A 12,279-nucleotide genomic window follows, 5' to 3' on the forward strand; every position below is an offset into this window, starting at 1 on the left:
CCGCCGTCGTCGCGCAGGACCAACGCGTCATTGCGCGCTGTCCTTCGGCAGTCGGCGTTCCAGATCCAGACGGCGCGGATCGGCCGGGTCGAGCGCGGCGATCAGAGGCGTCCACAGGGTGCGGGCCTCGACGGCGTCGCCGCGCCGCAACGCGGCCTCGCCCAGGAAGAAGCGCGCGCCGAGCTGGTCGGGGTCCAGTTTCAAGGCCTCGCGGAAGGCGGCCTCGGCATCGCCGCCGATCTGGTTGTCGTTGGCGACGACAAGGCTTTCGCCCAGCCGCGCCCAAGCCTGGGCGTCACGGGGGTCCAGGGCGATCAGACGGCGAAAGGCGGAGGCGGCGCCCAGCGGATCGCCGGCGGCGAACCGGGCCGCGCCCAGCATGGCCAGCGCCTGCCGATCCTTGGGCCTTTCCTGAACGACCCGCGCGGTCACGGCCGCCAATTGCGCTGGCTCCAGCCGATCCAGATTGGCGGCCCAATCGTCGACGCGCCGTTCATAGGCCTGATCCGGCAGGCCGGGCGAGCCGGTGAAGACATAGAGGCCCAGCGCGCCCGCGACCGTCACGCCGATCCCGCCCAGCACCCAGAACCGATCGCGAGCGCCGGCCACCGGGGTCGTGGTCGCCGAAACGGCAAGAAGCCGCCGCCCCGCCTCGGCGCGCGCGCCCACATAGGCCGCCTCGTCCAGCAGGCCGCGCGCCTTCAGCCGATCCAGCTCCTCGATCTCCCGCGAGCCGGCCCGGGTTTCGGCTCCGGCCGCCGGATCGGCGCCGCGTCGCGCGCCGGTCAGCACCAGCAGGGCGGCCAGGGCCGCCGCCAGTCCCGTCATTATCCAGAACACGATCATCTTCGCCGTCTAACCCATCCGCGAACGTCGGGCGAGGCGTCGTTTCAGCCCAGCCGCGCCATTTCCGCTGAGGCTGCGCGTCGCCTGACCGCGCGCGCCGCCTCCAGCGCCTCGATCACGGTCAGGAACCGTGCCGCGACCCCGATCAGACGCAGCACATGGTCGGGATTTTCGGCCTCGCCGTCCGACAGACTGTTCAGCGCCTCGTCGGACCAGGTGGAGAGGTAGTCGGTCAGGTCGGCCTTCAGTCCCGAGCGATCGGCTTCGCAGCCGAAGGTGACGGCCGCGCCGCGCAGGGCCGCCACCGCCGCCAGCAGGGCCGCCGCCGCCTCGATCGGTTCGCCCTCGGCCGGCGCCTCCAGCCAGGGCGACATACGCGTCATGCGTCCGGTGATGACCTGACGCTTCATCGGCAGGGCGGCGTGGACGGCGCTGGAGGCGGACTTCATCAGACCCGAAAGCTGGCCCGACACCTGGACCCGCGCCATCCGCGCCGCCTTGCCCCAGCTGGAATCGGGCCGCACCTGCAGGCTGAGGTCCATCTCGGCCAGCACGCCCGCGCACCAGTTCACGTCGTCCACCACGCCCAGCATCGCCGTCTCGCCCAATGACGAACGGACCACGGCGGCGATCTTTTGCACCCGCGCCTGAACGGAGGTCAGCAGCCGCTCGACGAAGACGCCCATCTCGGAATGGCTGAGGGTGATTTCACGGTCGGCGAGCCGGCTGGTCCGCGTCACGACCCGCAGCATCCGCTCGGCGTCCGCCACATGGGCGAACAGGATGTCGATCATGCGCCGCCCGCCGTCCGGCGACATTGCCAGACAGTCCTGGATCAGTAGCCGAAGCCCCGCCAGTTGATTGTCGTCGGGACGTTCCAGCCAGACCGGCAGGCGCGGCAGGGCGCTGCGGGCCAGAGGCGTCAGGTCGAAACAGCCGGCCAGTTCGACCGGAGTGGATGGGGGCTGGCCGTCGGCGGGACGCTGAAACTCGGGCCAGACGTCGCGCGGCCGGTCGCGCAGCACGGCGGCCGCCTTTGCGCACAGCCGATCGGCGGCCAGGGTCCATTCGCCGTCCACGGCCACAGCCCTGTCCAGCAGCGGCACGAAGTCCTCCTCGCCCTGCACCGCCTGGCGCCACACCCGTTTCAAGACCTGAGCCGGAAAGACCAGGGCGGGCACGCCGTCGGCGCGCGGCTGGAACAGTGGCAGCAGGGGCGCAAACGCCGTGCCGCGACGGGCGCGATCGCGCGCCTCTGTGGCGACGATGTTCGCCAGTTCGGCCGCCTTGTCGCCCTTCAGCGCCGCCACGGCTGCGCCCAGCATCCCCAGCGATGCGTCGGGACAGGCCTCGACGATCGCCGTCAGAGCGGCGTGGTGGGCGGCGGACAGGGACGGCACGAAAGCTCCTGCCAAAACTCAACTCAGGCCGGCACCGTGCGACAATCGGGTTAACAACGACTTGGCGTCTATTGAGACGGCGCCGCCACTTGAGTCAGGCGTCAGGCACGCCATATTGCCGCCACACCCGGCCGCGCCGCCGCGCGCGCCGGAAAGGAAAGCCCATGCCCGTAATTCAGATCGACGGCCTGACCAAGACCTACAAGTCGGGGCATCAGGCGCTGAAGCGCATCGACCTGACGATCAACAAGGGCGAGATTTTCGCCCTGCTGGGACCGAACGGCGCGGGCAAGACCACGCTGATCTCCATCGTCTGCGGCATCGTCACGCCCACGACCGGGACCGTAATCGCCGACGGCCATGACATCCAATCCGATTTCCGCGCCGCCCGCACCAAGATCGGTCTGGTGCCGCAGGAGCTGACCACCGACGCCTTCGAGACCGTGCTGGCCACCGTCACCTTCAGTCGGGGCCTGTTCGGCAAGGCGCCGAACCCCGCCTTCATCGAGGGCGTGCTGAAGGACCTTTCGCTGTGGGACAAGCGTGACGCCAAGATCATGACCCTGTCGGGCGGGATGAAGCGGCGGGTGATGATCGCCAAGGCCCTGAGCCACGAACCTGACATCCTTTTCCTGGACGAGCCGACCGCCGGGGTCGATGTCGAGCTGCGCCGCGACATGTGGGCCATGGTCAGAAAGCTGCGCGAGCGCGGCGTCACCATCATCCTGACGACTCACTACATCGAGGAGGCCGAGGAAATGGCCGACCGGGTGGGCGTGATCCTGAAGGGCGAACTGATCCTAGTCGAGGAAAAGTCGGCTCTGATGAAGAAGCTGGGCAAGAAGACCCTGACGCTGAACCTGATCGAGCCGTTGGCGGCCCTGCCCGCCGACCTGTCCGACTGGGACCTGACGCTGAAGAACGAAGGCGGAGAGCTGGAGTACAGTTTCGACGCCAACGCTGACGACACGGGCGTGCCGTCGCTGATCCGCCGGCTTGAGGCGCTGAACATCGGCTTCAAGGACTTGAACACCCGCCAGAGCTCGCTGGAAGACATCTTCGTCAGCCTGGTCCACCAGAACGGAGCCGCGGCATGACCTTCAACGGATACGGCGTCTGGGCCATCTATCGTTTCGAGATGGCGCGTGCGCTGCGCACCCTATGGCAGAGCGTGGTCACCCCGGTGATCACCACGGCCCTGTATTTCGTCGTCTTCGGCGGCGCGATCGGCAGCCGGATGCAGCAAGTGGACGGCGTGCCCTACGGCGCCTTCATCGTGCCGGGGCTGATCATGCTCAGCCTGTTCACACAGTCGATCTTCAACGCCTCGTTCGGCATCTACTTCCCCAAATTCACGGGGACGATCTACGAAATCCTGTCGGCGCCGGTGTCGTCGCTGGAGATCGTGCTGGCCTATGTCGGCGCGGCGGCGACCAAGTCGGCGGTGCTGGGCCTGATCATTCTGGCCACGGCGGCCTTCTTCGTGCCGCTGCAGATCCTGCATCCAGTCTGGATGATGGCCTTCTTGATCCTGATTTCGATGACCTTCAGCCTGTTCGGCTTCATCATCGGGGTCTGGGCCAATGGGTTCGAGCAGCTTCAGATGATCCCGATGCTGGTCGTGACGCCCCTGACCTTCCTGGGCGGCGCCTTCTATTCCATCGACATGCTGCCTGACGGCTGGCGCACGGTGACTCTGTTCAACCCTGTGGTCTATCTGATCTCGGGCTTCCGCTGGGCCTTCTATGGTCAGGGCGATGTGGCCATCGGCGTCAGCGTCGCCGCCACCCTGGCCTTCTTCGCCGTCTGCCTGGGCATCGTCATGTGGATGTTCAAGACCGGCTACCGGCTCAAGAACTGATCCGTCACGAAACGGGCCAGATCGCCAGCGATTGAGAAGACCATGTCCGACGACCAGAAGACCCCGCCCCAGCCCTTCGCCCGCAAGCCGGTGACCTGGGGCCGTATGCCCGCGACGACCTTCCACGTCGGGCCGGTGCCGGTCGCGCCCAATCCGCTGGACCGCATTCCCAATCCGCCGCCGCGCAAGGCCACGCCGCAACAGCAGCAGGCCTCGATCCACACCCAGAGCCTGGCCTCCGGCGTCGCGCCGGCAAAGGGTCAGACGACGCCCGCGAATCCCGCCCCGCGTCCCGCGCCTCGTCCGCAGGGGGCGAGCATCCTGGGCGGATCGCTGATTCCGACGGCGCGCCCGGCCCAAGCCCAGCCCCAACCCCAAGCTCCAACGCCGCCGCAGCCCAGGCCGCAGCCGGCCCCGGCCGCTCAACCCGATCTGACCGTCCGACCCCTGCCCGCGCCCGAGACGACGCCCGCCCCTGCGCCGAAGCCGGTCGCGGCCGAACCCGTCGCCGCCGCGCCCGCGGTCGCGGCCAGACCCGCCATCGCGCCTGCGGCTGCGCCGATCACGCCCAGCTTCGCCCGTGCCCCCGCCAAGACCTCCCGCCTACCGCTCTATGTCGGGGTCGGGGTGGTCGCCCTGCTGGTCGCCGGAGGGGGCCTGTGGTTCGCGATGGGTCCCGCCTCGACCCCGGCGGCGTCCACGCCCGCCATCGCCGCCGATACGCCTCTAACCGTCCCGCCGGCCGATACGACTCCTGCCGACGCCGCACCCGTCGGCGCGACCGAACAGCCGATGCCCGCCGCGACGACCACGGCGACGGCGCCCGCCACGGCGGCTTCCGCGCCGGCAACGACGACGACGCCGCGCGCGACGACGGCCGCGCCCCGCACGCAGACCCAGCCCCAGGCGCCGGCCGCAACGACGCAACCGACGACGCGTGCGCCGACGACGGCCACCCCGGCGCCGTCAACGCCGGCGCCGACGGTCACGACCGAGCCGCTGGTGATCGTGCCAACGGCGCCGACGCCCGCCCCGACCGCGGCACGCCCGTCGAGCAGCGATCCCGACGGTCCGGTGGTGACGCGGCCCCAGCCGCTGGACTGATCGGCGGTTTCGCGCGCCGGGGCAGGTGACGAAACGGCCTTCAGCCCCTACCTACAGGCCATGACCGTTCACGCCTCCCCGCCGCCCATCCTCGACGCCGCCGGCGTCGACACCGATGAAGCCCTGTCGATCCTGAAAACGGCCCTGGCCGGCGCCGACGACGGCGAACTGTTCCTGGAGCGGTCCGAGAGCGAGAGCCTGGTGTTCGACGACGGTCGGCTGAAGTCCGCCGCCTATGACGCGACCGAGGGCTTCGGCCTCAGGGTCGTGGCGGGCGAGACCGCCGGGTACGCCCACGCCAACGAGATTTCGGCCGCCGCCCTGCGTCGCGCCGCCGACAGCGCCGCCCTGGCCAAACAGGGGCATGAGGCCCGGGTCGCCGAAGGGCCCCGCGCCACCAACCAGAAACTGTATGGCGAGGTCGATCCCCTCGCCTCGCCCGCCTTCTCCGACAAGATCGCCTTGCTGGCCGAGATCGACGCCTGGGCGCGCGCCCGCGATCCGCGTGTGGTCCAGGTGTCCGCCTCCCTGATCGGCGAACGTCGGGCCATCGAGATCCTGCGCGCGGACGAACGGGCGGTGCGCGATGTTCGCCCCCTCGTCCGGCTGAACGTCTCCGTCACCGTCGAACAGAACGGCAAGCGCGAGAGCGCCTCGTCCGGCGCCGGCGGCCGGGCCGGGTTCGAAGCCTGGGTCGCGCCCGAACGCTGGCAGGCCCAGGTGGACGAGGCCCTGCGTCAGGCCTTGGTCAATCTGGACGCCGTCGACTGTCCGGCGGGCGAGATGGACGTGGTTCTGGGCGCCGGCTGGCCTGGCGTGCTGCTGCACGAGGCCATCGGCCACGGCTTCGAGGGCGACTTCCACCGTAAGGGCTCGTCGGTCTTCAACGGCATGATGGGCCAGCGCGTCGCCGCCCCGGGCGTCACCGTGGTGGACGATGGCTCGATCGCCGAACGGCGCGGCTCCCTGTCGGTCGACGACGAGGGCACGCCCACCTCGCGCACCGTGCTGATCGAGGACGGGATCATGGTCGGGCTTATGCACGACCGGCTGTCAGCGCGGCAGCTGGGCGTAGCCGCGACCGGCAACGGCCGACGCCAGTCATTCGCCCATATGCCGATGCCGCGCATGACCAACACCTTCATGGAGGGCGGCAAGGATTCCAAGGCCGACATGATCGCCAATACGAAGCGCGGCCTCTACGCTGCCAACTTCTCGGGCGGCCAGGTGGACATCACCAACGGCAAGTTCGTGTTCCAATGCAACGAGGCCTATCTGATCGAGGACGGGGTGATCACCGCACCCGTCCGCGGCGCGACCCTGATCGGCGACGGCGCCACGGCCCTGACCAAGATCCAGATGGTCGGCGACGACTTCGCCTTCGATCCGGGCGTCGGCGTCTGCGGCAAGGCCGGACAGGGCGTGCCCGTCGGCATCGGCCAGCCCAGCCTCAAGATCGGCGGCCTGACGGTCGGCGGCACCGCCGTCTGAGCGAGCGGAACCGTATCGTCACAAAGTGTGTTTCCCCGCCACACTGGAGAGGAAACACCATGCCTACCGAACGCGAAGTCCAACATCCCGATGGCCGGGTTGAACGCATCACTGAAACCAGCGCGGCGCCCACCACGGTCGTCGAGCGTCGCGGCAGCGGCATGGGCGCCATCGTCGCCCTGATCGTCGGCCTGCTGGCCGTGCTGGTGATCGGTTACTTCCTGATGAACATGAACCGTAGCGATGCGGTCAAGGACAACGCCATCGCCGGCGCCGCCGAGAGCGTCGGCAACGCCGCCGACAACATCGGCGAAGCCGCCCGCGACGCCGTTCCGGAACGCAAGTAGGCTCTAACGCGCCGATTGAGCGGGGGCGGAGGGGCGCCATTCGGGACCGATCGGTTCCAGCCCCTCCGCCTCCAGCCGATCCAATACGCCGTTCGGCTCGGCCAATAGCCGCAAGGGCGCAATAGCGACGGTGACTCCGTCCTCGGCCAGCGCCTTGTCCACCGCCGTGTTCCATATTCGACGCAGATCGTCCGCCTGGGCCATCACCGACCAGTAGGAACAGGCCGTGGCCGCCTTTTCCAAGGGCGAATCCAACACCGCCGGAATCCGGCGCAGACGCCAGTTCTCCGCACGTTGCGCGCCCGCCTCGACCCCGGCCTCGGCCGCCGTCGCCGCAGCGTCGATGCAGTCGAGATAACGTTCGGGCGGCGTCGTCAGAACCTTTTCGATCAGCTCGTCACCCCTGAAGATGCCGACGGGTTCAGCGGGCGTGCGGTTGGCGCGTGTCGCCTGACGGACCAGGCCGGACACCGGACGCCCTCCACTGTTGTAACCGCCCAGTTCCATCAGATCGCCCGACAGGATCAGCATGCTGTCGCGGGTCGGGCCTTCGCCCGTCAGGCTTTCGACCCGGGCTTCAAGGTCAGGTGACAGATAGTCGGCGCTGGTGCGCCCATTCGGCAAACGGGTCAGCGTCCGAAACCGCCAGATCAGCCGGCCCACATCGGCCAGCGAGGCCCGCCCCTCGACGGGAAACAGAACGCGGTCCGCACGATCAACCGCCGAGATGAGAGCGTCGGTGCGCCACTCCATCTTTCTGGGCAAACCGTCGATCGATCCGACCAGGATCAGGACGCTGTCGCCGCGCCGCACCTCCCACATCGGCGCCTCGATCCGGCGGGCAGTGACGACGATATCCTCGACGGCGTCCGATTGCGCATCCTGCGCGACAGCAGGCGCGGTCGTCAGCGCCGTCGCGGCAAGTAAAAGCAATAAAGAAGATGAGCGGCTGATCATTACATCGCTGTAAACTTCATTACTGTCACTGGTGTAATGAAATCGGTGTAATGATGTCGTCGATTTAATCCACCTTGCGGCCTTGTAACTGGAGATGAATGCGCCGGATCGGCACACCTCTCGCCAACACCCGAGGGGAAGACCAATGACAAAGACCCTGCTGCTGGCCAGCACCGCCCTGCTTTTCACCGCCGGCGCCGCATTCGCCGCCGACGCCTCCAACGCAAACAAGCCACAAGTCGCCGAGGCCCCCGTGCCGACCGGCCCGACCAACCAGGCGCCCCTGGCCGACGCCAGCCAGCGCGGCGTGCTGGTCTTCACGCCGGACTTCTTCGCCGCCCAGCGCCCCAATACGGCGCTCGACATGGTCAACCGGGTCCCCGGCTTCTCCATCGACAACGGATCGGGCGCGCGCGGTTTCGAAGGGGCGGTCGGCAATGTGCTGATCAACAACAACCGTCCCGCCTCAAAGAACGACTCGGGTTCGAACGTCCTGGGCCGGACCCTGGCCAATCAGGTCGAGCGCATCGAACTGATCCGGGGCGGTGCGCCGGGCATCGACATGCAGGGCTATTCCGTCGTCGTGAACGTCATACTGAAGACGACCGACAGCCGCCAGTCGATCCTGACCTGGAACGCCATGCTGTTCGAAGGCGGCCATGACATCTATGGCGGCTCCTATCAGTTCACGCAGAACAAGGGCGATCGCAGCTGGGGCGTGACCCTGTCGGACGGAATGGGATCCAGCGATTCCAACGGCGTCGGCCGGTCGGTCCGTCGCAACGCCGCCGGCGATGTCATCCGCGACGAGCGGTACGAGAATGACGGCTGGGGCGGCGGTCAGGGCATCCGCGGCAACTACACCGGCCCGCTGTTCGGCGGAAAGCTGGAAGGCACCGCCCGCTATGGTCTGAACGACTATCAGAACTGGACCGAGCTTTCGTCGCCCACGTCGCTGCGGCGTAGCGACTATGCCGAGGACGGCGATTCCGGTGAGTTGGGCCTGACCTGGACCCGCACCCTGAACCCGCGCTGGACTCTGGAGACGCGTCTGATCCACGAGTTCTCCAGCTTTGACAGCGTCTCGGGCAGCAATGAGACCCTGAACGGGACGGCGGCGCCGGAGCAGCAGTTCAAGTCCAACGGCGACTCTTCGGAATCCATCCTGCGCGCCCTGGTGCGTCACGAACGCTCGCCCGCCCTGACGATCGAGGCCGGCGCCGAGATCGCCTACAATATGCTGGACGTGAACCAGGCCTTCACCATCGGCGGCGTCGGCGTTCCCCTGCCCAGCGCCTCGGTCAAGGTCGAGGAGACGCGCGGCGAGGCCTTCAGCAAGGCGACCTGGCGGATCAATCCGAAGCTGACGCTGGAGGGCGGCGTGCGCCTCGAGGCCTCCACCATCAGCCAATCGGGCGATGCGGACCAGGAAAAGAGCTTCTTCTTCGCCAAGCCGCGGCTGCTGGCGACCTGGACGCCGATGGCGGACAACCAGCTGCGTTTCCGCTTCGAGCGCGAACTGGGTCAACTGGACTTCGGCGACTTCGCCGCCTCGGCCGAACTGGACGACGGGACGGTGTTCGGCGGCAACGTCGATCTGGAGCCGGAACAGCGCTGGATTTCCGAGCTGTCCTATGAGCGCCGCTTCTGGGGCGAGGGCGTGGTCTCGATCGGCTATCGCCACGACCGCATCATCGACGTGATCGACCGCCTGCCCCTGCCCGGCGGCCTGTCGGCGACCGGCAATATCGGCGACGGGACGCTGGATCAGCTGTCGCTGAATGTCGTGGTGCCGCTGGACAAGGTCGGGATTTCGGGCGCCCGGTTCACCTTCAGGAACGATTGGAACAAGACCAGCGTCACCGACCCGACCACGGGCGAGGACCGCCGCATCTCGGGCGTGCGCCCCAGCCAGGCCAACGTCGGCTTCCAGCAGGACATCACCTCATGGAAGACCCAGTGGGGGATCAACTGGCTGCCGCGTCTGGGCCAGGCGACCTACGATCCGGACCAGACCTTCGCCTGGCGCGGCGCGGACTATCTGGAGGCCTTCGTCGAATACAAGCCCAGCTCGACCCTGTCGCTGCGCGCACAGCTGAACCTGTGGGACGACTTCACCCAGCAGCGCACGGTCTACGCCACACGCAATCCGCGCACCGTGGCCTTCGTCGAGGAGCGCTCCATCGACCCGCGCACCTTCATCTCGTTGCGGGTCCGCAAGACCTTCTGAGGTCGCGCTTCACGCAGCAAAAAGCCCCGGCGGATCGCTCCGCCGGGGCTTTCCCATGATCAGGCGTCGATCAGTGGCTGGGCGTCGAGGCCGCAGGACGGGCGACGTTGCCGTCTTCCTGACCGCGGTCGTTCAGCGCAGGGCCAGGGTGGTTGTCCCCGTCATTGGCGCCGTGCGACCAGCCCTTGATGAAGTGGCTGATGACAATGAAGGCCACGCCGATGCCCATGCCCCACAGGCCCAGCAGCTTGAACACTTCAAGCGAGGTCTGCAGCGCAAGGCCCGGGTTCAGCACCTGGCCGCCGACCGTCTCCGTACCCGCCAGGCCGGCGATCCAACCGCCGACATATTGGGCGATGGAGCTGGCCAGGAACCAGACGGCCATCATGAAGCTGACCACCTTGGCGACGGACAGTTTGGTGATTTCCGACAGGCCCACCGGCGACAGGAACAGCTCGCCGGTCGTGTGGAACAGATAGAGCAGACCCAGCAGGAGCAGCGGCATCTGGAAGGCCGAGTTGGCCATGCCGGCGCCCCACACCACGATCATGAAGCCCAGTCCGACCTGGAGAAGGCCGAGGCCGAACTTCAGCGTGGGGTTGGGGTCCAGGTTGCGCTTGCCCAGGAAGGACCAGAGCGCGGCCATGATCGGCGCGAAGATCAGGATGAAACCCGCATTGAACGACTGGGTCTGGGCCGCCGTGATGGTGGCGTCGATCCAGGGACCCGACGTGCTGAGACCGGCGGCGGCGATCTGGGCCGGGGTGCCGACGGTGACGCCCAGAAGTTGGAAGGCCTGTGGCGTGATGCTCAGATCGACGTTGCGGTCGGCGAACAGGTTCAGCGAAGTGCCGGCCTGTTCGAACAGGGTGAAGAAGACGACCGACCCGAAGATCAGCACCAGGGCCAGCATCATCCGCTCGCGCTGCGCCTTGTTCTCGCAAACCTTGACGATGACGTAGAGGATGAACAGCAGCGACGCGACGGTGGCGGCGCCCAAGACCCAGCCCACCAGCGCGTTGCGCTGAACCATGAACCAGACGACGCCGACGCCCAGGATGCTGAGCAGATAGATCGACCATTCGCGGTTGATCGGACCCAGCATGGGTTTGCTCAGATTGGCTTCGGCCGGAGGCTCGCCCTTGCCTTGCAGCAGGGGTTTGCCCAGCACGAAGACCACCCAGCCCAGCGCCATGCCGACGCCGGCCAGGCCAAAGCCTGCCCACCAGCCGACGGTCTGACCCAAAAGGCCGCACAGCACCGCCGCCCAGAAGGCGCCGAGGTTGATGCCGTAATAGTAGAGGGTGAAGCCGGAATCCCGCCGCGGGTCACCTTGCGGATAGAGCTGTCCGACGATGGTCGAGATGTTCGGCTTCAGGAAGCCGACGCCCATGATGATGAAGGACACCGCCAGATAGAAGACGTTCACGCCAGCGAGATCGCGGGTCGCGTCGATCTTGTATTCGCCTGTCGGCAGAACGGCCGGCAGGGGCGAGGCGGCCGGCAGGTTCTCGATCGCCAGGCCGTTCTCGGCCGCCTCGAAGGCGTATTTCTGGCCGTTGACGACGATCGACACTTCACGCGCCGCGCCGCGCCCTTCGGCGTCGATCTGATAGGTCTGACCGGCATAGGTCAGGGTTTCGGTCGCGGGACGGCCCTCGAAAGCCATCATGCCGTGACCGGCGACCAGCAGCAGGGCGCCGAAGGCGACGGCCTTGCGCGTGCCGATGAAGCGGTCGGCCATGATGCCGCCCAGCAGGGGCAGCAGATAGACAAGCGAGGTGTAGGAGCCGTAGGTCGATCCCGCCATGGCGTCGTCGAACAGGAAGTGTTGCGTCAGGAAGAAGATCAGGATGCCGCGCATGCCGTAGTAGGAGAACCGCTCCCACATCTCGGCGAAGAACAGGATGATCAGTCCGCGCGGATGGTGTTTGAGGATCTGCATCAGCACCGGCACGCCTGTGGCGAAGGTGATGATCAGTCCAAGGGCGACGACGATGTTCATGCGCGCGTCCCCCTAATCGTCTTCACGCGTCGTGTAAG

Annotated in this window: 10 protein-coding genes; 6 read left to right on the top strand and 4 right to left on the bottom strand. The window is 67.5% G+C overall.

Annotated features, from left to right (window positions below):
- Positions 1-27 precede the first annotated feature (27 nt).
- Positions 28-846 (bottom strand): c-type cytochrome biogenesis protein CcmI, encoded by an 819-nt coding sequence (gene ccmI, locus QRN13_RS05955; protein ID WP_284877217.1) that lies wholly within the window; start codon positions 844-846, stop codon positions 28-30.
- 44 nt (positions 847-890) lie between these two features.
- Entirely contained in the window at positions 891-2,246 is a 1,356-nt protein-coding gene (locus QRN13_RS05960; protein WP_284877218.1) for a hypothetical protein, read from the bottom strand.
- Between the two features lie 164 nt (positions 2,247-2,410).
- Here QRN13_RS05960 and QRN13_RS05965 point away from each other — a divergent pair, with 164 nt between their 5' ends.
- Genes QRN13_RS05965 through QRN13_RS05985 form a run of 5 tightly spaced genes read left to right on the top strand, consistent with a single transcriptional unit; the run spans position 2,411 to position 7,049 of the window.
- Positions 2,411-3,343, top strand: coding sequence for an ABC transporter ATP-binding protein (locus QRN13_RS05965; protein ID WP_284877219.1), 933 nt, complete (start codon positions 2,411-2,413; stop codon positions 3,341-3,343).
- Positions 3,340-4,107 carry an ABC transporter permease gene (locus QRN13_RS05970; RefSeq protein WP_284877221.1) on the top strand — a complete coding sequence of 256 codons (768 nt, stop codon included), beginning with the start codon at positions 3,340-3,342 and terminating at the stop codon, positions 4,105-4,107. Before QRN13_RS05965 ends, QRN13_RS05970 begins: the two co-directional genes overlap by 4 nt.
- A 42-nt stretch (positions 4,108-4,149) precedes the next feature.
- A complete protein-coding gene (locus tag QRN13_RS05975; RefSeq protein ID WP_284877223.1) occupies positions 4,150-5,211 on the top strand; it encodes a hypothetical protein in 1,062 nt (353 codons plus the stop codon).
- Positions 5,212-5,271: 60 nt separating this feature from the next.
- Positions 5,272-6,702: a metalloprotease TldD gene (tldD, locus tag QRN13_RS05980; RefSeq protein ID WP_284877224.1), complete on the top strand. Its 1,431-nt coding sequence runs from the start codon at positions 5,272-5,274 to the stop codon at positions 6,700-6,702.
- 59 nt (positions 6,703-6,761) lie between these two features.
- A complete protein-coding gene (locus QRN13_RS05985) occupies positions 6,762-7,049 on the top strand; it encodes a hypothetical protein (RefSeq protein ID WP_045809440.1) in 288 nt (95 codons plus the stop codon).
- A gap of 3 nt (positions 7,050-7,052) precedes the next feature.
- Here QRN13_RS05985 and QRN13_RS05990 read toward each other — a convergent pair whose 3' ends face one another.
- Complete coding sequence (locus QRN13_RS05990; RefSeq protein WP_284877225.1) at positions 7,053-8,006, bottom strand: TraB/GumN family protein; 954 nt, start codon at positions 8,004-8,006, stop codon at positions 7,053-7,055.
- A gap of 145 nt (positions 8,007-8,151) precedes the next feature.
- Here QRN13_RS05990 and QRN13_RS05995 point away from each other — a divergent pair, with 145 nt between their 5' ends.
- A complete protein-coding gene (locus QRN13_RS05995; protein WP_284877226.1) occupies positions 8,152-10,236 on the top strand; it encodes a TonB-dependent receptor plug domain-containing protein in 2,085 nt (694 codons plus the stop codon).
- A gap of 70 nt (positions 10,237-10,306) precedes the next feature.
- Here the strand turns inward: QRN13_RS05995 and QRN13_RS06000 are convergent, their stop codons facing one another.
- The gene (locus QRN13_RS06000) at positions 10,307-12,241 is read right to left on the bottom strand and encodes a peptide MFS transporter (protein WP_055752799.1); all 1,935 of its coding nucleotides are present in this window, start codon (positions 12,239-12,241) and stop codon (positions 10,307-10,309) included.
- Between the last annotated feature and the right edge of the window lie 38 nt (positions 12,242-12,279).

The sequence above is a fragment of the Brevundimonas sp. MEB006b genome, assembly GCF_030209705.1.
In the GTDB taxonomy this organism is placed as follows: Bacteria; Pseudomonadota; Alphaproteobacteria; order Caulobacterales; family Caulobacteraceae; genus Brevundimonas.

Excerpts from the sequence above, each read along its gene's own strand:
- QRN13_RS05990 (WP_284877225.1), bottom strand. The coding sequence starts at position 8,006 with ATGATCAGCCGCTCATCTTCTTTATTGCTTTTACTTGCCGCGACGGCG.
- ccmI (WP_284877217.1), bottom strand. The coding sequence starts at position 846 with ATGATCGTGTTCTGGATAATGACGGGACTGGCGGCGGCCCTGGCCGCC.
- QRN13_RS05985 (WP_045809440.1), top strand. The coding sequence starts at position 6,762 with ATGCCTACCGAACGCGAAGTCCAACATCCCGATGGCCGGGTTGAACGC.
- tldD (WP_284877224.1), top strand. The coding sequence starts at position 5,272 with ATGACCGTTCACGCCTCCCCGCCGCCCATCCTCGACGCCGCCGGCGTC.
- QRN13_RS05995 (WP_284877226.1), top strand. The coding sequence starts at position 8,152 with ATGACAAAGACCCTGCTGCTGGCCAGCACCGCCCTGCTTTTCACCGCC.
- QRN13_RS05970 (WP_284877221.1), top strand. The coding sequence starts at position 3,340 with ATGACCTTCAACGGATACGGCGTCTGGGCCATCTATCGTTTCGAGATG.
- QRN13_RS05965 (WP_284877219.1), top strand. The coding sequence starts at position 2,411 with ATGCCCGTAATTCAGATCGACGGCCTGACCAAGACCTACAAGTCGGGG.
- QRN13_RS06000 (WP_055752799.1), bottom strand. The coding sequence starts at position 12,241 with ATGAACATCGTCGTCGCCCTTGGACTGATCATCACCTTCGCCACAGGC.
- QRN13_RS05975 (WP_284877223.1), top strand. The coding sequence starts at position 4,150 with ATGTCCGACGACCAGAAGACCCCGCCCCAGCCCTTCGCCCGCAAGCCG.